This is a genomic window from Nocardioides dongkuii (assembly GCF_014127485.1).
Lineage (GTDB): Bacteria > Actinomycetota > Actinomycetes > Propionibacteriales > Nocardioidaceae > Nocardioides > Nocardioides dongkuii.
In genome coordinates this window covers 1,022,351-1,043,319 of record NZ_CP059903.1, presented here as the reverse complement: position 1 = coordinate 1,043,319, position 20,969 = coordinate 1,022,351, and the positions used below count along the sequence as shown (strand labels likewise).

16 protein-coding genes are annotated in these 20,969 nt (G+C 73.1%); all 16 read right to left on the bottom strand.

Features of this window, described 5'->3' with window-relative positions; all coding sequences use genetic code 11:
* Window positions 1–22: 22 nt before the first annotated feature.
* The 16 genes from H4O22_RS04965 to glmU all read right to left on the bottom strand — a co-directional run bounded on the left by H4O22_RS04965 (window position 23) and on the right by glmU (window position 20,957).
* The gene (locus tag H4O22_RS04965; protein ID WP_182525942.1) at window positions 23–619 is read right to left on the bottom strand and encodes a nucleoside triphosphate pyrophosphohydrolase; all 597 of its coding nucleotides are present in this window, start codon (window positions 617–619) and stop codon (window positions 23–25) included.
* Between the two features lie 19 nt (window positions 620–638).
* Entirely contained in the window at window positions 639–1,331 is a 693-nt protein-coding gene (locus tag H4O22_RS04960) for a hypothetical protein (protein WP_182525941.1), read from the bottom strand.
* Window positions 1,328–4,912: a transcription-repair coupling factor gene (gene mfd, locus H4O22_RS04955; RefSeq protein ID WP_182525940.1), complete on the bottom strand. Its 3,585-nt coding sequence runs from the start codon at window positions 4,910–4,912 to the stop codon at window positions 1,328–1,330. Before mfd ends, H4O22_RS04960 begins: the two co-directional genes overlap by 4 nt.
* Window positions 4,913–5,028: 116 nt before the next feature.
* Window positions 5,029–6,606 carry an MDR family MFS transporter gene (locus H4O22_RS04950; protein ID WP_182525939.1) on the bottom strand — a complete coding sequence of 526 codons (1,578 nt, stop codon included), beginning with the start codon at window positions 6,604–6,606 and terminating at the stop codon, window positions 5,029–5,031.
* A 19-nt stretch (window positions 6,607–6,625) separates the two neighbouring features.
* Window positions 6,626–11,401, bottom strand: coding sequence for a DUF7507 domain-containing protein (locus tag H4O22_RS04945; protein WP_182525938.1), 4,776 nt, complete (start codon window positions 11,399–11,401; stop codon window positions 6,626–6,628).
* Window positions 11,402–11,755: 354 nt separating this feature from the next.
* Window positions 11,756–12,511 (bottom strand): lytic transglycosylase domain-containing protein, encoded by a 756-nt coding sequence (locus H4O22_RS04940; protein WP_182525937.1) that lies wholly within the window; start codon window positions 12,509–12,511, stop codon window positions 11,756–11,758.
* A 19-nt stretch (window positions 12,512–12,530) separates the two neighbouring features.
* The gene (locus tag H4O22_RS04935) at window positions 12,531–12,944 is read right to left on the bottom strand and encodes a VOC family protein (RefSeq protein ID WP_182525936.1); all 414 of its coding nucleotides are present in this window, start codon (window positions 12,942–12,944) and stop codon (window positions 12,531–12,533) included.
* A complete protein-coding gene (locus H4O22_RS04930; RefSeq protein WP_182525935.1) occupies window positions 12,944–13,738 on the bottom strand; it encodes a 3'(2'),5'-bisphosphate nucleotidase CysQ in 795 nt (264 codons plus the stop codon). Before H4O22_RS04930 ends, H4O22_RS04935 begins: the two co-directional genes overlap by 1 nt.
* 20 nt (window positions 13,739–13,758) lie before the next feature.
* Window positions 13,759–14,400, bottom strand: coding sequence for an HAD family hydrolase (locus H4O22_RS04925; protein ID WP_182525934.1), 642 nt, complete (start codon window positions 14,398–14,400; stop codon window positions 13,759–13,761).
* On the bottom strand, window positions 14,400–14,999 hold the full coding sequence (pth, locus tag H4O22_RS04920; RefSeq protein ID WP_182525933.1) for an aminoacyl-tRNA hydrolase: 600 nt from the start codon (window positions 14,997–14,999) through the stop codon (window positions 14,400–14,402). Before pth ends, H4O22_RS04925 begins: the two co-directional genes overlap by 1 nt.
* Window positions 15,000–15,034: 35 nt before the next feature.
* Complete coding sequence (locus H4O22_RS04915) at window positions 15,035–15,709, bottom strand: 50S ribosomal protein L25/general stress protein Ctc (RefSeq protein WP_182525932.1); 675 nt, start codon at window positions 15,707–15,709, stop codon at window positions 15,035–15,037.
* 169 nt (window positions 15,710–15,878) lie between these two features.
* Complete coding sequence (locus H4O22_RS04910; protein WP_182525931.1) at window positions 15,879–16,664, bottom strand: ABC transporter permease; 786 nt, start codon at window positions 16,662–16,664, stop codon at window positions 15,879–15,881.
* Complete coding sequence (locus tag H4O22_RS04905; RefSeq protein WP_182525930.1) at window positions 16,661–17,434, bottom strand: ABC transporter permease; 774 nt, start codon at window positions 17,432–17,434, stop codon at window positions 16,661–16,663. The genes H4O22_RS04910 and H4O22_RS04905 overlap by 4 nt, the downstream gene beginning before the upstream one ends.
* A 7-nt stretch (window positions 17,435–17,441) precedes the next feature.
* On the bottom strand, window positions 17,442–18,407 hold the full coding sequence (locus H4O22_RS04900) for an ABC transporter ATP-binding protein (protein WP_182525929.1): 966 nt from the start codon (window positions 18,405–18,407) through the stop codon (window positions 17,442–17,444).
* A 44-nt stretch (window positions 18,408–18,451) separates the two neighbouring features.
* Window positions 18,452–19,423 carry a ribose-phosphate diphosphokinase gene (locus H4O22_RS04895; protein ID WP_182526961.1) on the bottom strand — a complete coding sequence of 324 codons (972 nt, stop codon included), beginning with the start codon at window positions 19,421–19,423 and terminating at the stop codon, window positions 18,452–18,454.
* Window positions 19,424–19,457: 34 nt separating this feature from the next.
* Window positions 19,458–20,957, bottom strand: a complete 1,500-nt coding sequence (glmU, locus tag H4O22_RS04890; RefSeq protein WP_182525928.1) for a bifunctional UDP-N-acetylglucosamine diphosphorylase/glucosamine-1-phosphate N-acetyltransferase GlmU — start codon at window positions 20,955–20,957, stop codon at window positions 19,458–19,460.
* Window positions 20,958–20,969: the final 12 nt, after the last annotated feature.

Genomic DNA, 20,969 nt, shown 5'->3' with positions numbered 1-20,969 from the left:
GAAGAAGAAGGGGCGAGGGGGGTCAGGTGGTGAGGCGGCGGACGGTGTCGCGGAGGGCCTGCTCGGGGTCGACGCCGGCGGCGCGGGCCTCGGCGACGAGGGCGAGGAGCCGGTCGCCGAGGTCGTCGCCGGCGGGCTCGACCGGGGTGCCGGCGCGGGCGAGCCGGTCGAGCACCTTGTCGGCGTACAGCAGGGCGGGGAGCGAGGCGGGCAGGCCGTCGGTGACCGACGTGCGGTCCTTCTCGGTGGCCTTGATCGCCTGCCAGGCGTCGTTGACGGCGGCGGCGTCGCCGGGTCCCTCCCCCGACGGCGCGAAGACGTGCGGGTTGCGGCGGACCATCTTCTCGGTGATCCCGGCCGCGACGTCGTCGATCGTGAACGCGCCGGACTCCTCGGCGACCGCGGCGTGGAAGTAGACCTGCAGCAGCAGGTCCCCGAGCTCCTCGCGCAGGTGGGCGGGGTCGCCGGACTCGATCGCCTCGACCGTCTCGTGGGTCTCCTCGAGCAGGTAGCGGACCAGCGAGCGGTGCGTCTGCTCGGCCTTCCACGGGCACTCCGCGCGCAGCCGCCGCATCACCTCGCGGAACTCGAGGAGCGGCTCGGGCGGCTCGGGGCTCATGGACGCCGGGGCGCGACCGTCAGCGGCCGCAGCGCTGCGACTCGGGCAGGTCGGCCGCGCCGCCGTCCACGTCGGTGGCCGCGGACACGGCGAAGTCGCTGACCGCGACGGAGACGTCGTCGCGGCTCGTGAGCACCTGCTCGTCGCCGATCTCGATGGCGTCGAAGGCGGGGTTGATCTCGATGTCGGCGGACTCCTGCCACACCTGGGCGCGCTGGACGCCCGCGGCGACGGCCTCCTCCTCGGACGCCTCCTCGCCGACCTCGTCGCGCCCGATCAGGAGCAGCACGCCGAAGAGGAACTGGTCGCCGGTGAACGCCGGCAGCGCGGCCTCGATGGCCCCCTCGTCGGCGTCGCGGTAGTTGTCGCGGATGGCGTTGGCGCCGTCATCGATGTCGTCGGGGATGGTCTCGATGTCGTACTCGTCGAGCAGCTCCACGCCGATCTGCCGGAGCACCAGGCCCCGCTCGGCGGCGTTGCGGATGGTCGCGCCGGAGAAGACCTGGCCCTCGAGCCGCGGGTCGGTGGTGAGCACCTCGCACATGCCGGCCGCCGCCTCGTCGACCTCCCCGACCGTGATCACGTCGCCGTCGATGCGCGCCGCCTCGCCCGGGTAGAACTGGGTGCCGCTGACGCCGCAGCCGGAGAGCAGCCCGGACCCCACGAGGGCGGACGCGGCCAGGACGGCGGTCAGCGGGCGGCGCAGGCTCACGGGGACTCCTTGGGCGGTACGGCGTTGTCGGGGTCGATGATGGCGTCGATCACACGCCGCGCCCATTCAAGCAGGGCCACGCCGTCGATCGGACGCCCGCCCACCGGGGCCGTCTGCGGCCGCGGCACCAGGATGGTGTCGAGCTGGGTCTTCACGATCGACTTCGGGTAGAGCCGCTGCAGCCGTACGACGCGCGACTCCGGCAGGCTCACCGGCGCGAACCGGACGTTCTTGCCCGCGACCGTCACCTCGCCGACCCCGGCGAGGCGGGCCCGGGCGCGGAACCGCGCGACCAGCAGCAGCGACTCGACCACCTGCGGCGGCGCGCCGTACCGGTCGACCATCTCCTCGCGCAGCACGTCGACGTCCTCGTCGGTGCGGACCTCGGCGAGCCGCTTGTACATCTCGAGCCGGAGCCGCTCGGAGGAGATGTAGTCGTGCGGGAGGTGGGCGTCGACGGGGAGCTCGATGCGCACCTCGTTGAGCTCGGGCTCGGCGTCGCCCTTGAACTCGTGGACCGCCTCGCCGACCAGCCGGACGTAGAGGTCGAAGCCGACGTCGGCGATGTGCCCGGACTGCTCGCCGCCGAGCAGGTTGCCGGCGCCGCGGATCTCGAGGTCCTTCATCGCGATCGCCATGCCGCCGCCGAGGTCGGAGTGCTGCGCCAGGGTCGCGAGCCGCTCGTGGGCGGTCTCGGTCAGCGGCTTCTCCGACGGGTAGAGGAAGTAGGCGTAGGCCCGCTCCCGGGAGCGCCCGACGCGGCCGCGCAGCTGGTGCAGCTGGGAGAGGCCGAGGGTGTCGGCGCGCTCGATGATCATCGTGTTGGCGTTGGAGACGTCCAGGCCCGACTCGACGATGGTCGTGCACACCAGCACGTCGAAGCGCTTCTCCCAGAAGTCCAGCATCACCTGCTCGAGCTGGTGCTCGCCCATCTGCCCGTGGGCGGTCGCCACCCGGGCCTCCGGCACCAGCTCCTTGATCCGCGCCGCGGCCTTCTCGATCGAGTTCACCCGGTTGTGGATGTAGAAGACCTGACCCTCGCGCAGCAGCTCGCGGCGTACGGCGGCGACGATCTGCCGGTCCTCGTAGGCGCCGACGTAGGTCAGCACCGGGTGCCGCTCCTCGGGCGGGGTGGTGATCGTGGACATCTCGCGGATGCCGGTGATCGCCATCTCCAGGGTGCGCGGGATCGGCGTCGCGCTCATCGACAGCACGTCGACGGAGGTGCGCAGCCGCTTCATCTGCTCCTTGTGCTCGACGCCGAAGCGCTGCTCCTCGTCGACGATGATCAGCCCGAGGTCCTTGAACCGGGTGTCCGGGCTGAGCAGCCGGTGGGTGCCCACGACGATGTCGACCGACCCGTCCGCCATCCCGGCGGCCACCGCCGCGGCCTCCTTGGGGGTCTGGAACCGGCTCAGCCCCTTGAGGACGACGGGGAAGCCGCTCATCCGCTCGGAGAACGTGCTGAGGTGCTGGGTCACCAGCAGCGTCGTCGGCACCAGGACGGCGACCTGCTTGCCGTCCTGGACCGCCTTGAACGCCGCGCGCACCGCGATCTCGGTCTTGCCGTAGCCCACGTCGCCGCAGACCAGCCGGTCCATCGGCACGACCTGGCGCATGTCGCTCTTGACCTCCTCGACCGTGGTCAGCTGGTCGGGGGTCTCCTGGAACGGGAACGCGTCCTCGAGCTCGCGCTGCCACGGGGTGTCGGGGCCGAAGGCGTAGCCCTGGGTGGCCTGGCGCGCGGCGTACAGCTTGATCAGCTCGGCCGCGATCTCGCGCACCGCCTTGCGGGCCCGGCCCTTCCGCTTCGCCCAGTCGCCGCCGCCGAGCCGGTCGAGCGAGGGCTGCTCGCCGCCGACGTACCGGGTCACCTGGTCGAGCGCGTCGGCCGGCACGTAGAGCCGGTCGGGCGGGCCGCCGCGCTTGGACGCGCCGTACTCGAGGACGAGGTACTCGCGCACCGCTCCCCCGACCTCGCGCTGCTTCATCTCGACGAACCGGCCGACGCCGTGCTGCTCGTGGACGACGTAGTCACCGGACTTCAGCTCCAGCGGGTCGATCTGCTTCTTGCGCCGCGCCGGCATCTTGCGCATGTCGCGCGTGGAGGACCGCTGCCCGGAGATGTCCTCCCCGGTGAGCAGCGCGACCCGGTTGGTGTCGTCGACGAAGCCCTGGGTGAGCGCGCCGCAGGTGACGGTGACCAGCCCCGGGGCCAGGTCACCGTCGAGGGCGGCGGGGACGTCGCGCTCGCCGAGCGCCTCGACCATCCGCTGCGCCGGCCCGTGGCCCTGGTGCAGGACCAGCGTCCGGTAGCCCTCCTGGCGCCAGGTGTCGAGGTCCTTGGTGGCGCGGTCGACGTCGCCGCGGTAGGCGTCGACCGGCTTCATCGGCAGCGTGCGGCTCGGGACGCCGTCCTCGCCGCCGGCCGGCGACTCCTCGGAGTCGATGCCGAACGGGCTGACCGTCCACCACGCCTTGGACTGGGCCAGGGCGTGGTCGCGGACCTCGCCGAGGCTGCGGTACGACGCGGCGTCGAGGTCGATGGGCGCGGTGCCGCCGCTGGCCGCGGCCGCCCAGCTGGCGCCGAGGAACTCCTCGCTGGTCGCGACCAGGTCGTGCGCGCGGCCGCGGGCGCGCTCGGGGTCGAGGACCAGGACGTGGGTGTCCGCGGGCAGCAGGTCGACCAGCAGCTCCATCTCGTCGACGAGCACGGGGGCCAGCGACTCCATGCCCTCGACCGCGATGCCGGAGGCGATCTTGTCGGTGAGCTCGAGCAGCTGCGGGTGCGCGGCGCCCAGCGCGGCCGCGCGGCGGCGTACCTCGTCGGTGAGCAGCAGCTCGCGGCACGGCGGCGCCCAGAGCCGGTCGACGGCCTCGTGGGTGCGCTGGTCGGCGACCTGGAAGGAGCGGATGTCCTCGACGTCGTCGCCCCAGAACTCCACGCGCAGCGGGTGCTCCTCGGTCGGCGGGAAGACGTCGACGATGCCGCCGCGGACCGCGAACTCGCCACGCCGCTCGACGAGGTCGACGCGGGAGTACGCCGCGTCCGCGAGCCGCCGTACGACGTCGTCGAGCGCCGCGGTCTGGCCGGGCACCAGCTCGACCGGCTCGAGCTCGCCGAGCCCCTTGACCTGCGGCTGGAGGAGCGAGCGGACCGGTGCGACCACGACCTGCAGCGGCCCGTTGACGGGTCCGGCGGTCGAGCTCGTCGAGACCCCCGGGTGCGCCAGCCGGCGGAGCACGGCGAGCCGGCGCCCGACCGTGTCGCTGCGGGGGCTGAGCCGCTCGTGGGGCAGCGTCTCCCAGCTCGGGTAGTAGGCGACCGTGTCGGGGTCGACGAGGTCGGCGAGCGCGGCCGTCAGGTCCTCGGCCTCGCGGGACGTCGCCGTCACCGCGAGCACCGTGCGCCCGGCGCGGACCAGGCCCGCCACGACGAAGGGACGCATCGCCTCGGGCGCGGTCAGGTCGAGCGACGGGACGAGCGCACCGCGTGCGTCGTCGAGCGCCGCCGCCAGCGTCGGGTCGGCGAGGACGGCGTCGGCCAGGGCGGCGAGCGCGGCCGAGCGGGGGTGGGACACGGTGCTCCTCGAGAACGTCGGCAGGGTGCCGGTCAGCGCGACCGGTCAACACGACAGCCCCCGGTCACGGATGACAGGGGGTGGACGACGCCGATTCTACCGGCCGCCGGCGAGGGTCACACGTCGTCCGCGCGCCGCGAGGCGGCCCGTCGTCCCCCGGCCTCCTGGCCGTGCAGGTGCCGGGGCAGCAACAGGGCCGGGAGGATGATCAGCGCGGTGAGGGCGAACGCGACCCAGAAGGCGTACCCGTAGGACTCGGCCATGAGCGGGCCGACGATCGGCAGCTCGCTGCGCGGGATGGAGTGCAGCTCGGTGGCCCCGCCGCCGCTGCCGGTGCTGCCGCTCTCCAGGCCGCGGGCGGCGAGCTTCTGGGTGAGCTGGTGGGTCAGGACGGTGACCAGGACGGCGCTGCCGAAGGACGCGCCGACCTGCTGGATGGCCGAGAGCGTGGGCGCCGCCCGGGAGGCGCTCTCCTTGCTGAGGGTGCTGTACGCCGAGGAGATCGTCGGCATCATCACCGAGCCGATCCCGATGCCGCGCACGAACAGCGCGATGCTCAGCCACACGTAGGAGGTGTCCACGCCGACCTGGGTGAAGGGGTAGGTGCCGATCAGGGCGAGCAGCACCCCGACGGGGACGACGTAGCCCGCGCCGATCCGGTCGGTGAGCTTGCCGGTGACGAGCACGGCCACGATCGCGCCGAGGCCCTGCGGGGCGAGCAGGAGGCCCGCGTCCAGCGCGCCCTGGTCGCGGACGGTCTGGTAGTACAGCGGCAGCAGCAGCATCCCGCCGAACATCCCGATGGCGACGAGGAACACCGCCGCCGTGCTGGTGGCGAAGACGCGGTTGCCGAGCAGCCGGACGTCGACGATCGACGCGGGGCCGCGGACGAGGCTGTACGCGACGTACAGCGCCAGGCCGACGGCGCCGCCGATGAGCCAGCCCAGGACGCCCCACTCGTCGAAGCCGCCGCGGGAGCTGGCCTCGGAGAGCCCGTAGAGCAGGCCGGCGAGGCTGCCGGAGAGCAGGACGAGCCCGAGGAGGTCGAGCCGGCCCGGGTCGTCCTCGGCCCCTCCGGCGGGCAGCTTCCACACCGCCAGCGCGATCGCCACGATGCCGACGGGCACGTTGACCACGAAGATCCAGTGCCAGGTGGTGTACTCCACCAGCAGGCCGCCGAGCACGGGGCCGAACACCGGCCCGAGCAGCATCGGGACGCCGAGGATGGCCATGGCGCTGCCCATCCGGTCCGGCCCCGCCGCCCGCGCGATCATCGTCTGCCCGGCGGGCAGCAGCAGGCCACCGCCGATGCCCTGGACGGCGCGGAAGGCGATCAGGCTCTCGATGTTCCAGGCGGCCGCGCACAGCGCCGAGCCGATCATGAACAGGGTCACCGCCAGGACCCAGATCGGCTTCGCCCCGAAGCGGTCCATGGCCCACCCGGTGACGGGGATGACCATGGCGACCGCGAGCAGGTAGCCCGTGACGACCCACTGCGTGGTGGCCAGGGAGGCGTCCAGGTCGGAGCTCAGGGTGTCCAGCGCGACGTTGACGATCGTGCTGTCGAGCACGGACATGATCATGCCGGACACGATGACCAGCCCGGTGACGACCACCGTGCGGTCGAGCCCTCCGGAGGGCTCCGGGTCGGCGCCGGACGCGGGAGCGGGCTCCGCGTGAGGGGTGGTGGCCATGCGACTCAACGACCTTTCGTCACGGCCGCGCCCGGGCGACGACCACCTGGTACTTGGTGTAGTGGAAGTGCCCGTTGGCGTAGCGGACCCGGCCGGTGCAGCTGATCAGGACGAGGCGGTTCGCTCCGGTGGTGCCGAAGAACCTCCGCGGCAGCCGCCGGGTGCGGTCGTACGTCGCGGTCTCGCTCACCCGGTACCGGTACGTCCTGCCGCCGCTGACGACGGAGACCGACTGGCCGCGCTCGGCTCGGCGCAGGCCCCAGAGGGCGCCGGGCCGGTCCTGCCGGTCGGAGACGTGTCCGGCGACCACGGTGGCGCCGATCTTGTCGCCGTACCCGGCCGACTTCTTCAGCCAGCCGGTGCGGGAGACGTCCGCGGGCAGCACCATGTGCCCGCGCGCGACGGTGGTCGGGACGACGGTCGCGTCGAGCCCGATGCCGGGGGCGCGGACGACGGTGCGGACGGCCCGCGGGGACGGGACGGTGCCGGAGAATCCGCCGTCGACCACCGGCGGGCGGTACCGGGGCTTCGCGACCGTCGTCGTCTCCGACGCCAGGCCGCACCGGGTCGACGCGCCCTTGTTGGCCGCGGTCGGCTCGGTCGTCACCCGCCACGTGTAGACGCCTGGCGCGGTGACCCGCACCGCCGGCGTACGGGTCCAGCCGGCGCGCGCCCGCCAGTCGACGGTGCGCGCCAGCCGCGCCGGCACGCAGCGGGCCGCCGCGCGGGACGCGAAGGGGCCGTAGAGGCGCGCGGTCGCCGGCACCGTGGTGCCGCGTGCGAGCCCCGTGACCCGGACCCGGTCGTGGAAGGGCTTCCCCGGCCGGACCCGCCCGGCCGACGTGCGGGTCCGGATGACCGGCTCGCCGAGCTCGGCGCCGCCCACGGACGCGGAGTCGGTGTTGTTGGTGAGGTCGGGGTCGTACGGGACGGCGTCGGACCGGTCGGACGTGGCGGTGTTGGTGAGCCGGCCGGGCCGGGTGACGCGGGCGGTGATCCGCAGGACCGCCTGGTCGCCGGCGGTCGGGAGGTCGACGGGGTCGAGGCGGCCGATGTCCCAGGTGCCGGTGGCGGGGTCGTACGTGCCGACGGTCGCCCTGCTGCGGAGGTAGGACAGCCCCGCGGGGAGCCGGTCGGTGACCGTGACGTCCTCGGCCGCGTCGGGGCCGAGGTTGCGGACCCCCACGGTGAAGGTGACGGTGTCCCCGACGACCGGGGTGCGGTCGTCGACGGACTTGCGGACGGCGATGTCAGCCGCGGGGACGAACAGCTCGGTGGTCGCGGTGTTGTCGTCCGGTTCCGGGTCCTCGACCCGGGACTCCTGGATGACGACCAGGTTGCGGTAGTGCCCGGAGGCGGCGTCGCTGACCAGCACGGAGACGGTCAGCGTCGCGGTCTCGCCGGCCGCCAGGGTCGGGATGGTCCAGGTGCGGGTCTCCTCGTCGAAGGTGCCGTTGTCGGTGGTGTGGCCGGTGATCTCGGCCGGCTCGAGGGCGGGGTCGTTGACGACCGTGTCGTCGGTGTCGTTGGGGCCGGTGTTGGTGACGGTGATCGTGTAGTCCACGGTGTCGCCGGGCTGGGCGACCTCCGGGGCCACGCTCTTGGTCACCTCCAGGTCCGCGAGCTCGACGAAGGTCGCGGCGGCGGAGGCGGAGTTGTTCGTCTCGTCGACGTCGCGCTGGTCGAGGTTCTGCAGGCTGTGCGTGTTGTTGCGTTGTCCGACGACCGTGCCGGTCGCCCGGATGGTGAGGGTGACGGTGGTCCCGACCGGGATGGACCCGACGCTCCAGCTGCCGCTGTCGGGGTCGAAGGTCCCGTCGCCGCTGGCGGACACGAACGTCAGCCCGTCATCGAGGAGATCGGTGAAGACCGCGTTCGTGGCCGTGGTCGCGGGCTGGCCAGCGACCGCGTTGTTGGTGGCGGTGAGCGTGAACACCGCGTCCTGGCCGAGCGGGATCTGCGAGGCCGGCCCACCGTCGACCGCGGCGGCGGACTTCGTGACGCTGACGTCGACCGCGGGTGCCAGCGTGGTCACGGTGGCGGTGGACTCGTTGTCCTCCGGGGTCGGGTCGTCGAGCAGCGGCGCGTCGACCGTGACCAGGTTGGTCTTGGTGCCCGTCGTGTCGAGCCGGGCGGTGACGGTGAGGACCGCGGAGCTGCCCGAGCCCAGGGTGCCGACCTCCCACCGGCCTCCGGGGACGTCGACCGTGCCCTGGGAGGGGACGCTGTCCAGGACGGTCACCCCCTCGGGGCCGGTGTCGGTGACGTAGACGTCCCGGACCGGGTCCGGGCCTCGGTTCAGGACCGTGACCGTGTAGGTGACGGTGTCCCCGACGACCGACTCCGGCGAGTCGACGCCCTTGACGATGACCAGGTCGGCGACCGGGGTGCGCACGTCGACGCTCGCGGACGCGGAGTCGTTGGCGCTGTTGATGTCGGTGGGAGAGACCGTGGCGATGCTGGCCACGTTGGTGAACGTCCCGGGGTCCGAGGTGTCGAGGACGAAGTCGTACGTCGCGGTCCCGCCCACGGCGAGGGAGCCGATGGTCCAGGTGCCCGTGTCCGGGTCGTAGCTGCCGTCGCCACCGGAGGCGGTGGCCAGGTAGGTCAGGCCCGGCGGCAGCTCGTCGGCCACGGTGATGCCGGTGCCGGGGCGCGGGCCCAGGTTGGTGACCGTCACCCGGAACGTGACCGGCTCCCCCGCGGCGACCTCCTGGAGACCGACGACCTCCTTGGTCAGGGCCAGGTCGAGCGAGGCCGGGTTCAGGGTCACGGTGTCGCTGTTGTTGGCCGCGTTGGTGTCGAGCTGGGTGAGCCGGGTCAGGCTGGCGGTGTTCGACACCACCCCGTTGGTGTCGACCCGGGCGGTGAGGGTGAGCGTCACGGCGTTGTCGACCGCCAGCGTCGGGATGGACCAGACGCCGCTGGCGGCGGTGTACGTCGACGGCTGCGGACCCCCCGTGGTGGCGGACTCCAGCGTGAGCCGACCCTCGGGGAGCAGGTCGGTGATCACGACGTCGGTGGCGACAGCGGGTCCGTTGTTGGTCGCGGTGACGGTGAAGGTGACCGTGTCGCCGACCGCCGGCTCGGGGTCGTCGACGGTCTTCGTGACCGCGATGTCGGTGTTGATGCCGATCACCGCCTGTGCCTCGGGCGACTCGACGGGCTGCCCGATCGGGGTCTCACCGGTGGCGACCGCGGTGTTCACGATGCGACCGGTGGCGTCGGCCTCGCTGGTGTCGACGGTGTCGGTGCCGGTGCAGGTGGTCGAGGCTCCCGGGGCGAGCACGTTGGTCTCGCACACGAGGTCCCCCGAGCTCACGCGGTCGTCGGCGACGGCGATGTTCGTGACCGTGGACCCGCCGGTGTTCGTCACCGTGTACTGGTACTCGACCTGCTGCCCCGCGGCGTACGGCGGCGGGGTCTGCACGGACTTGGCCAGCTCCAGGCGGGAGACCAGGGGGACGGTGACCGTGGCCTCCGGAGACGTGACCTCGTCCTCGGCCGGGTTGCGGGCCGTCGCGGTGGCGATGTTGACGACCTCGCCGGCGTCGGCGTCCGCGGCGGTGACGGTGTAGGTCCCGCGGCACACCGTGGTCGACCCCACCGCCGGCGCCGGGGTCAGCGTGGTGGCGTCGCAGGTGATCGGTCCGGTGATCGTGTCGTCCGCGATCGCCAGGGCCGAGAGGTTCTCCGTCCCGGCGTTGGTGACGGTGTACTGGTAGGGGATGACGGTGCCGGGAGTGATCACGGCGGGCAGGGCGCCGGCGCTGCGGTCGACCTGCTTCTCCAGCTGCAGCTGGGCGAGGGGGTTGACCGACCGGACGATGGCGTTGCGGATCAGGTGGACGTCGGTCACGCCGCCCGTCGAGCCGGAGAAACCGAACTTGTAGGTGCTCGGCAGGTCCGGGGGCGCGGGTACGTCGAGCTCGGTGATCCACGGGTCGTCCGGGTCGTCGGGGTTGTAGCGGACCTGGACGATGATCCGCGGGTCGGGCGCGGGGGTGACGGTGATGTTCACCTGGCGCCGGGACGCGGCGAGCGTGCGGGCCCGCAGCGTCCCCGTGCCGCCGTTGAGGGTGGTCCCCGGGTCGTTCGGGTCCTCGGCGTCCGCGGGCGTGGTGGAGGCGAGGTAGCAGTACCCGGTCATGCCGTCGCCGGGACCACGCAGCGTGATCACGTTCGGGGCGACCGCGCCCTCCGCGGTCGAGGGCGAGCGCTCGTCCTCAGGACAGCCCGCCCCTCTGCTCTCGGCGTCGTCGTAGTAGTTGCCGTAGGCGTCCAGCCCCACGCCGAGGACCCCGCCGACGACGCCCGGCTCGTCGTCCCCGCCGGACGCAGGAGTGCGTTGGGCGTATCCCAGGCTGCCGCCGGCCCCGCCGGTCCGGACCAGGTCGGTGGCGCCGTCGACGAGGAAGAACCCGATGCCGTCGGCCCCGGTGCCGCCGTACTGGTACTGGTCGAAGGTGATGGTCACCCCGGCGACGGCCGGGATCGGCCGGTTGTACAGCACGCTGCCGGCCCTCTGGGTGGTCGTGTCGGTCAGCTGCAGGTAGCCGGGCGTGGTGCCGAGGGCCGGCACCGGGCCCGACCGGTGGGCCGCGCAGGTCGGGATCTGGGCCGCGCCGGCCGGAGGCGCCGTCCTGGCGCCGGTCAGGCAGGTGTCTCCCTGGGCGGTCCATGCCGGATCCGCCACCGAGGAGCCGGTGAAGGTCTCGTCCACGATCGTGGTCCCGCCCGTCGGCGGGTCGGCCGACGCCGGGGCGCGGGCCGCGTCCGGGACGACGGCGAGCACGGCTGAGGCCAGCGCACACGCGGCAGTGACGGCATTTCCACGGCGGAGGCTCATGCGCCCCCCTCTCGGTCTCGGACGCGTCTGTCCACGGTCGCCTCGCCGTCACCTGGGGACAACCCCCGTACGCCCACGCGAAGGAGCCCCGGCGACCCTGGCGACTGGCGCGTCCCTGTGCTAATGACCCCCGCCGCCTGCCCCTCACCCCACCCGTCGAGTTGGGCTCCCCTCACCGTTGAGTTGGGCCCCCCTCACCGTTGGGTGGGGCCCTTCTCACGCCGGCACGTGAGGAACGCCCGACTCGACGGTCAGGACGGCCCAACTCAACCGTCAGGCAGGCCCAACTCGACGGTCAGGTCAGGTGGTGCGGTCGGCGTACGACGTGGCGGCGGCGTGGACGGCGTCGACGTAGACCTGCGCGTGGTTGTAGGCGAACACCGCGGCGGCCCAGCCCTCGCCGGTGGTGAGGTCGTGGCCGTCGGCGCAGAGGTAGCGGGCGGCGGCGAGCGCGGCGTCGTCGAGGTCGTTGGGGTCGGCTTCCCCGTCCCCGTCGCCGTCGCTCCCCCAGGTCTCCCAGGTGCTCGGGATGAACTGCATCGGCCCGACCGCGTGGTCCCAGCGCGGGTTGCCGTGCCAGGACGACGACTCCGGGGTGGCCGGGATCGCGGCGACGGCGCCGCGGCCGTTCAGCGGGGGGCCGAGGATGCGCCGCGACGCGTGGCCGTCGGCCGCGATGACCCGGCCGCCGATCGTGCCGTGCTGCGACTCCACCCAGCCGATGCCGGCCAGCGTCGTCCAGCCCAGCGCGCAGCGGTTGTCGACGGCGAGCTGGGCGGCGGCGTACGCGCGCACGGCCGGCTCAGGGACGCCGGACGCCTCCGCGTGGGCGGACACCCACGCCGGGTCGACGACGGGTACGCCGACCGGCTCGCCGGCGGGCGCGGGGGCCACCGGCGCGCGGGCCGGGACCGGTGCGGCGACGTACGCGTGCTGCGCCGTTGGCGGCAGATCGGGGCGCGCGAGGACGGTCACGGACGCGACGTGCCCCAGCCCGGCGACGGCGCCCAGACCTGTCGCGAGCAGGACGATGAGCCGGACGGGCCTGGAGAGCACCGCGTCAGTATCCCGGTGGTCAGGGATGGACGGGAGGCGGCCCCGCGGCGCGCTCGGCCGCCGAGCGCAGGATGCAGAACTCGTTGCCCTCCGGGTCGGCGAGCACCACCCAGCCGCTGCCCGGGCCGTAGATCCCCCGGAGGTCGGCGACCTCGGTCGCGCCGAGGCCGAGCAGCACCGCGAGCTCCTCGTCGCGGGTCCCCTCGCGGGGCGCGAGGTCGAGGTGGATCCGGTTCTTGCCCTGCTTGCCCTCGGGCACCTCGATGAACAGCAGCCGGTGCCCCGTCGCGGGGTCGAGGATCATGCACTCCTCGTGGCCCGGCAGGTTGGGGTCGCCCTCGACGTCGACGTACCCGAGGACCTTCTTCCACCACTCCGAGAGCGCGTAGGCGTCGCGGCAGTCGATGGTCGTGTGCGAGACGAGGGCGGTCATCAGCCGGCGGAGGTGACGCCGTGCCGCTGCACGAAGTCGACGATCTGGTCGGCGAGCTCGGGCCGGCAGACGATCAGGTCGGGGAGGTAGACGTCGTCCTGGTTGTACTCCAGCGGCCGGCCGTCGATGCGCGAGGTGAACAGGCCGGCGGCGCGGGCGACGGCGACCGGGGCGGCGGAGTCCCACTCGTACTGGCCGCCGGCGTGCACGTAGGCGTCGGTCAGGTCACGGGCGACCGAGATGACCTTGACCCCGGCCGAGCCCATCGCGACCAGCTCGGCGTCCATCTCGGCGGCCAGCACGGGCACGAACGCGGGCGGCCGGCTGCGGGACACGGCGATCCGCGGCCGCTCCGACGTCCGGGGCGGTACGACGGGGGGCGCGCCGGTCGAGAACGTCTCGCCGAGCGCGGGCTGGGCGACGGCGCCGGCGGTGAGGTCGCGGGGGCCGCGCTCCCACAGGGCGACGTGGACGGCCCAGTCGTCGCGCGGCGGCTCGGAGAACTCGCGGGTGCCGTCGAGCGGGTCGATGATCCAGACCCGGTCCGCGGAGAGCCGGACCTTGTCGTCCTTGCCCTCCTCGGAGAGCACGGCGTCGTCGGGGCGGTGCTCGGCGACCAGCGCCATCAGCAGCTCGTGGGCGGCGCGGTCGCCGGCGTCCTTGAGCTCGCGGCCCTCCAGGCCCTCGGCCCGCACCTCGAGCAGCCGGCGGCCGGCGACCTCGGCCAGCCACGCGGCGAGCGCGTGGTCGTCGTGGCGGGCGGCGTCCGGCGGGGTCCCTGGGTCGAAGGTCACGAGCGTCACCCTAACCGGGCTCAGCCGGGCAGCCGCAGGCCCTGCGCGGCGAGCCGGGCGCGCAGCGCGGCGACGCCGTCGGGGATCTCCCACCCGACCGCGCGGATGCCCAGCGCCTGCGCCGTCTCGACGTACGCCGGGCCGTCGTCGACGAGCAGCAGCGCGTCGTACGGCAGGTCGAGCGTCGCGCGGACGTGCTCGAAGAACGCCGGGTCGTCCTTGGTCGTGCCGAGCTCGCAGGAGCAGAAGACGGTGTCGAGCAGGTCGCCGTACCCCACCTCGTCGCGGAGGTACGCCGCCCGCACGTCGTTCTGGTTGGTGACCAGGTGGCAGGCCAGCCCGAGCGCCCGCAGCGCGCGCACGACCGCCAGCGTCTCGTCGCTCACCTCGACGCGGCGCCAGTGCGCGAGCAGCTCGTCCTCGCGCCCGGTGAAGCCCCAGCGGTCGGCGACCTCGCGCACCACGTCGACGAACGAGCACTCGCCGCGCAGCGCCGCCTTCTCGGCGGCCCACAGGTCCTCGGTGAACGCGTCGGCCCGGTCGGGCGCCACGAAGCTGCGGACGTCGTCGTCCCAGCCGGGCGGGTTGAGCTGCAGGACGCCGTCGGCGTCGATGAGGACGGCGCGCACGCCGCCGGGGTCGCCCGCGAGGCTGGCGGACATCAGGAGTTGAACTTCTGCTGGGTGCGCTCGAGGCCCTCGGTGACCAGGCACTCGACCGCGTCGGCCGCGGTGTCGACGACGAACGGGACCACCTTGCGCTCGGCGGTGCTGTAGTTGGACAGCACAAAGTCGGCGACGTCCTGGCGGCCCGGCGGCCGGCCGATGCCGACGCGGACCCGGTGGAAGTCGCCGGTGCCGAGCGAGGAGCGCATCGACTTCAGCCCGTTGTGCCCGTTGTCGCCCCCGCCGAGCTTGACCCGCATCGTGTCGAACGGGAGGTCGAGCTCGTCGTGGATCGCGACGATCCGCTCGGCGGGCACCTTGTAGAAGGTCGCGAGCGCCTTGACCGGCCCGCCGACGTCGTTCATGTACGAGCGGGGCCGGGCCAGCACCACCCGGGGGCCGGGGTCGCCGGGGGCGCCGAGGCGGCCCTCGACGACGTCCGCGCGCCCCGTCTTGTGGGCGCGGAACGAGGACCGCATGCGGCTGGCGAGCTCGTCGGCGACGAGGTAGCCGATGTTGTGGCGGTGGCCGGCATACGTTGGCCCGGGATTGCCGAGCCCGACGACCAGCCACACGGGCGTGCTGGAGTCGGTCACGGAGTCCCGGGCCTTTCGACGATGGAGATCGAGGATCACTCCTCGGTGGCGGCCTCACCCTCGGCGGACGAGTCGGACGCCTCGGCGGCCTCGATCGCCTCGTCGGACTCCTCGCGCTCGATGCCGGCCTCGGCCTCGGCCTCCTCGAGCTCGGCCTCCAGCGCCTCGGCGCTGACCTGCTCGGTGACGTTGACGACGAGGGTGTCGGGGTCGACCAGGAGCGTCGAGCCGGAGGGCAGCTTGAGGTCGGAGGCCAGGATCTGCGTGCCGGCCGGGGCGCCCTCGATGGAGACCTCGATGAACTCGGGGATGTGGGTCGCCTCGGACTCCAGCTGCACCGTGGTGTTCTCGGTGACCACCAGGGTCTCGCGGGCGGCGTCGCCGACGACGTGCACGGGGACGTCGACGGTGACCTTCTCGCCCTTGATGACCGCGACGAAGTCGATGTGCTCGAGCACGCGGCGGATCGGGTCGACCTGGACCTGCTTGGTCAGCGCGAGCTGGACGGTGCCGTCGATGTCGAGCTCGAGGAGCGCGTTGGCGCCGAGGTGCTTGAGCGCCATCATCGTCGCGTGGCCCGGGAGGGTGACGTGGACGGTGTCGTTGCCGTGGCCGTAGATGACGGCCGGGACCTTGTTCTCGCGGCGGATGCGGCGGGCCGCGCCCTTGCCGAACTCGGTGCGGGGCTCGGCGGTGATCTTCTCGGACATGCGGGTCTCCTCGTGCTGGCTCAGGAACGTCTCGGGGGCCTCGGCGCGACGGCACGGCACACCCGGAGGTCAGCCAGCCCTGTCGATCACGGAGCGGAACACCGCTCCCTCGCCGAGGCAACCGCAGAAGTCTAGCCAGCCCGGCCGGGGACCGCGAAATCGGCTGCCGTCAGATGCGATCCAGGGTGTCCAGCCGGCGGCTCTGCTGCTCCAGGTAGCGCAGCAGCAGCAGCCCGAGCACGGCGTACAGCACCCCGACGCCGAGCTCGGCGGCCACCAGGCCGCCGACCGAGCCGAGGTCGGCGCCGTCGGCGAGCCGGCGCGCCGCCTGGATGCCGTGGGTCAGCGGCAGCCAGTCCCCCACCGACGCCATCCAGCGCGGCAGGTCGTCCTGGGCGACGTTGACGCCGCAGAAGACCAGCAGGACGCAGAAGAGCACGTTGCCGAACGTCGCGCCCTCGCGCACCCGCAGGGTCACCGCGCCCATCGCCAGGCCCAGCCCCGTGCACGAGATCGACGTGGCCACCACGACGAGCAGGATCGCGGGCCAGGCACCGGCCGGGATGTGCACGTCGAGCAGCAGCACGCCGGCGAGCACGCCGACCATCGCGACGCACCACCCGTTGGCGACCACGGGGACCGCCCGCCCCAGGAAGAGCGGCAGCCGGCGGGCCGGGGTGGTGAGCACGATGCCGAGCGTGCTGGCCTCCCGCTCGCCCCCGATGGTCACGCTCATCGCGAACAGGCACGGGATGGCCGCGTAGTTCAGCGCGTTGCCGATCACGTAGAACTCGTCGTCCCCGACGCCGGCGTTGCGGCCGATGAAGGCGAACAGCAGGATCTGGCAGATCGGGGAGATCAGCAGCGACGGGATCAGGATCCCCGGGGTGAGCCAGCCGAACATCGCCCGGTAGCTCATCAGCCCGCCGATGAAGAAGATCCGCAGCGACGTCATGTCAGCGCCAGGGTCGCGTGCCGGCGGGCGGAGTCGGCGAGCCGGCGACCGAGCCAGGCGGCGAGGACGGCGTACGCCGCGCCGGTGGCGGCGCACATCGCCAGGTCGGCCCACGGGCTCCCGCCGTCGGCCGCGGAGCGTACGGCGGCCATCCCCCACGTCGTCGGGATCGCCCAGGACAGCGGCTGCACCCAGACCGGCAGGGTGGCGACCGGGATCAGGAACCCGCAGAGGATCCAGCCGGGGTACTCCAGCGCCGCGCCGAGCGCCCAGGAGTAGCGGTACCGGACGGCGGTGACGGCCAGGAAGTAGCCGACCAGGGCGAGGGTGAGCGCGGTCATCAGCACGGCGGCGACGAAGAGCGGCCAGCTCGCGACCTCGAGGCGCAGGTCGAAGACCCAGCGCTCCCACGCGAGCGTCGCGACCACGCAGTACAGCCCGATCGTCGACATCGCCATCGTGGTCGGCACCAGGATCCGGCCGAGCCCGACCGGCGCGGCCACCACCAGCTCCAGGGTGCCGGCCCACCGCTCCCGGGTCAGCAGCGACGAGGCGATCACGCCCTGGGCGGTCCACATGCCCATCACCGCCGCCCCGAGGCCGGCGTACTGCATGGCCTCGGGGTCGTTGCGGACGCGGTAGACCAGCAGCGCCGCGGTGGCGAACATCAAGGGGAACAGCACCGCCAGGAAGCCCTCGAAGGCGGAGGTGGACAGCACCTTCAGCTGCAGCTTGTAGCAGGTCCACTGCTGGTGCAGCAGGGCGCTCACCGGCCGCTCACCCGGTCACCAGCTCGACGTAGGCGTCCTCGAGCGTGGGCTCGCGGGCGCTCACCCGGCCGACCCGGACCTCGCCGAGCCGGGCCAGCACCGCCTGCGCGACCTCGGCGTCCGGGGCGACCTGGAGGAGCAGCACCTGGAGCTGGCCGCGCTCCTCGACCGCGACGTGGCGGACGCCGGGCAGCGCCCCGACCGCCGCGACGGTCTCGGGCGGCACGCCGTACGTCTCGACCTCGAGGACCCGGTGCCCGCCGACCAGCCGCTTGAGCTGCGCCGGCGTGCCCTCGGCGACGATCTCGCCGGAGCGGATCACCGCGATCCGGTCGCAGAGCTCGTCGGCCTCGAACATGTAGTGGGTGGTGAGCAGCACCGTCTTGCCGACGGCGGTCAGCCCGGCGATGGTGCCGCGCAGCTCGCGGGCGCCCACGGGGTCGATGCCGATCGACGGCTCGTCGAGGAAGAGCACGTCGGGGTCGTGCAGCAGCCCCCGGGCGATGTGCAGGCGCTGGCGCATGCCGCGGGAGTAGCCCTCGACCCGCTCCTTCTCGCGGCCGGTGAGGCCGACCAGGTCGAGGAGCTCCGCGATCCGGGTGCGCTGCTCGCGCGGGGGCACGCCGTACAGCTCGGAGAAGTAGCGCAGGTTGTCCCGGGCGCTCAGCCGCTCGTACAGCCCCCGGTCGCCGCCGAAGACGTAGCCGATCCGCCGCCGCACCTCGCGGACGTCGTCGACGACGTCGTGCCCGAGCACGCTCGCGGACCCCGATGTCGGGAGCAGCAGCGTGATCAGCATCTTGATCGTGGTGGTCTTGCCCGCCCCGTTGGGGCCGAGCAGGCCGAACAGCTCGCCGGGCTCGATCGTGAAGCTGACGCCGCGGACCGCCTCGACCTCCTTGGCGCTGCGGCGCAGCACCCCGGTGCGGGTGCGGAAGGTGCGGTGCAGGTCCCGGGCCTCGACAGCGGTCACCGCGCGAGCCTAGGGCTCACCCGCCCCCGGGACGGGTGGAATCCTCAGGCGTGGCCGTCGAACATCGAGGTGACCGAGCCGTCCTCGAACACCTCGCGGATCGCGCGTGCCACCAGCGGGGCGATCGAGAGGATCGTCAACTTGTCGAACTCGCGGTCGGGCGGGATCGGCAGGGTGTTGGTCACGATGATCTCGGTGGCGGGGCTGTTCTTGAGCCGGTCGACCGCGGGGTCGGAGAGGATCGCGTGGGTGGCCGCGATGATCACGCCCGCGGCGCCCTCGTTCATCAGGGCCTCGGTCGCCTTCACGATGGTGCCGCCGGTGTCGATCATGTCGTCGGTGAGCACGCACATCTTGCCCGCGACCTCACCCACGACCCGGTTGGCGACCGTCTCGTTGGGGCGGTCGGTGCGCCGGGACTTGTGGATGAACGCCAGCGGCACGCCGCCGAGCTTGGCCGACCACCGCTCCGCGACCTTGATCCGGCCGGCGTCCGGGGAGACCACGCACAGCTGCTCGCGGCCGTAGTGCTCCTTGACGTAGTCGGTGAGGATCGGCAGCGCCATCAGGTGGTCGACGGGGCCGTCGAAGTAGCCCTGGATCTGGTCGGCGTGCAGGTCGATCGCGATCAGCCGGTCGGCGCCGGCGGTCTTGAACAGGTCGGCCATCAGCCGCGCGGAGATCGGCTCGCGGCCCCGGTGCTTCTTGTCCTGGCGGGCGTAGCCGTAGAACGGCAGCACGACGGTGATCCGCTTGGCGCTCGCCCGCTTGAGGGCGTCGACCATGATCAGGTGCTCCATGATCCACTCGTTGATCGGAGCGGTGTGGCTCTGGATCACGAAGGCGTCGCAGCCGCGGACCGACTCCTCGTAGCGGATGTAGATCTCGGAGTTGGCGAACTCGTACGCCGAGGTCGGCACCAGCTCGGTGCCGAGCAGCGAGGCCACCTCCTCGGAGAGATCGGGGTGGGCCCTGCCGCTGAAGACCATGAGGTTCTTCTCGGTGGTCTTCTTCATTCCGGTCACGAGGTGCTCCTGGGTCGCGGAGGGGTTATGAGGACGATTCTGCCCCTGGCTGCCCCACGTCCCCAACTCCGGGGTCGCCGTTGTGAGACTCCTCTCCTCCACCCGCCGTTCGCTTCGCCGCCGCTTCGGCGGCCGCCGCCTGCGGAGTGCCGGCGCGGCGCGTCTGCGCCCAGTCGGGGATGTTCCGCTGGGCGCCGCTGCTCACCGCCAGGGCACCGGGCGGGACGTCCTGGCGCACGACGGTCCCGCCGCCGGTGCCGGCCCCGTCGCCGATGGTCACGGGGGCGACGAAGGTGTTGTTCGAGCCGGTCCGCGCGTGCCGGCCGACGGTCGTGCGGTGCTTGGCGACGCCGTCGTAGTTGGCGAAGATCGTGCCGGCGCCGATGTTGGTGCCCTCGCCGATCTCGGCGTCCCCGACGTACGAGAGGTGCGGGACCTTGGCCCGGTCACCGATGACGGCGTTCTTGGTCTCGACGAACGCGCCGATCTTGCCGTCCGCGCCGAGCTGGGTGCCGGGCCGCAGGTAGGAGAACGGGCCGACGGTGGCGTCGGCGCCGACGACCGCGAGCTCGCCGTGGGTGCGGACGACGCGCGCGCCGACGCCGACCTCGCAGTCCTTGAGCGTGGTGTCGGGACCGACCACCGCGTCCTCGCCGACCACGGTGGCGCCCAGCAGCTGGGTGCCCGGGAGGAGCGTGACGTCGGGGGCGAGGACGACGTCGGCGTCGACCCAGGTGGTGGCGGGGTCCACGACGGTCACGCCGTCGCGCATCCAGCGGCGCAGGATCCGGCGGTTGAGCTCGCGGCCGAGCTCGGCGAGCTGCACGCGGTCGTTGGCGCCCTCGGTCTGTCGGACGTCGTCGAGGACGTGCGCGCCCACGGTCAGCCCGGCGTCGCGGGCCAGGCCGACCAGGTCGGTGAGGTAGTACTCCCCCTTCGCGTTGTCGTTGCGCAGCTTCGGCAGCGCCTCGACCAGGAAGCCCGCGTCGAGCGCGAGGATGCCGGAGTTGATCTCGGTGATCTCGCGCTGCTCGGGGGTGGCATCCTTCTCCTCCACGATCGCCACGACGTCGCCGTCGGCGTCCCGCACCACCCGGCCGTAGCCGAACGGGTCGGGCGCGATCCCGCTGAGGATGCTCACCGCCCGCTGCGCCGCCTCGTGCTCGGCCGCGAAGGCCCGCAGCGACTCGCCCTCCAGGAGCGGGGTGTCGCCGTACGCCACGACCACGGTGCCCTCGCTGACCCCGGCGGCGTCGACGGCGACCCGGACGGCGTGGCCGGTGCCGAGCTGCTCCTCCTGCACGGCGAGGATCGCGTCGGGGAGGATCTCCTGGACGTGCGGGCCGACCTGCTCGCGCTGGTTCCCGACGACCGCGACCACCCGGCTGGGCTCCATCGCGGCGACCGCGTTCAGGACGTGGCCGACCATGCTCCGCCCGCAGATGGGGTGGAGCACCTTCATCGTCTTCGACTTCATCCGGGTGCCGGCACCCGCGACCAGGACCACCACGGTCAGCTCGCTCATGGGGGCGACCCT

Excerpts from the sequence above, each read along its gene's own strand:
- H4O22_RS04965 (WP_182525942.1), bottom strand. The coding sequence starts at position 619 with ATGAGCCCCGAGCCGCCCGAGCCGCTCCTCGAGTTCCGCGAGGTGATG.
- H4O22_RS04950 (WP_182525939.1), bottom strand. The coding sequence starts at position 6,606 with ATGGCCACCACCCCTCACGCGGAGCCCGCTCCCGCGTCCGGCGCCGAC.
- H4O22_RS04935 (WP_182525936.1), bottom strand. The coding sequence starts at position 12,944 with ATGACCGCCCTCGTCTCGCACACGACCATCGACTGCCGCGACGCCTAC.
- H4O22_RS04925 (WP_182525934.1), bottom strand. The coding sequence starts at position 14,400 with ATGTCCGCCAGCCTCGCGGGCGACCCCGGCGGCGTGCGCGCCGTCCTC.
- H4O22_RS04915 (WP_182525932.1), bottom strand. The coding sequence starts at position 15,709 with ATGTCCGAGAAGATCACCGCCGAGCCCCGCACCGAGTTCGGCAAGGGC.
- H4O22_RS04910 (WP_182525931.1), bottom strand. The coding sequence starts at position 16,664 with ATGACGTCGCTGCGGATCTTCTTCATCGGCGGGCTGATGAGCTACCGG.
- H4O22_RS04895 (WP_182526961.1), bottom strand. The coding sequence starts at position 19,423 with ATGAAGAAGACCACCGAGAAGAACCTCATGGTCTTCAGCGGCAGGGCC.
- glmU (WP_182525928.1), bottom strand. The coding sequence starts at position 20,957 with ATGAGCGAGCTGACCGTGGTGGTCCTGGTCGCGGGTGCCGGCACCCGG.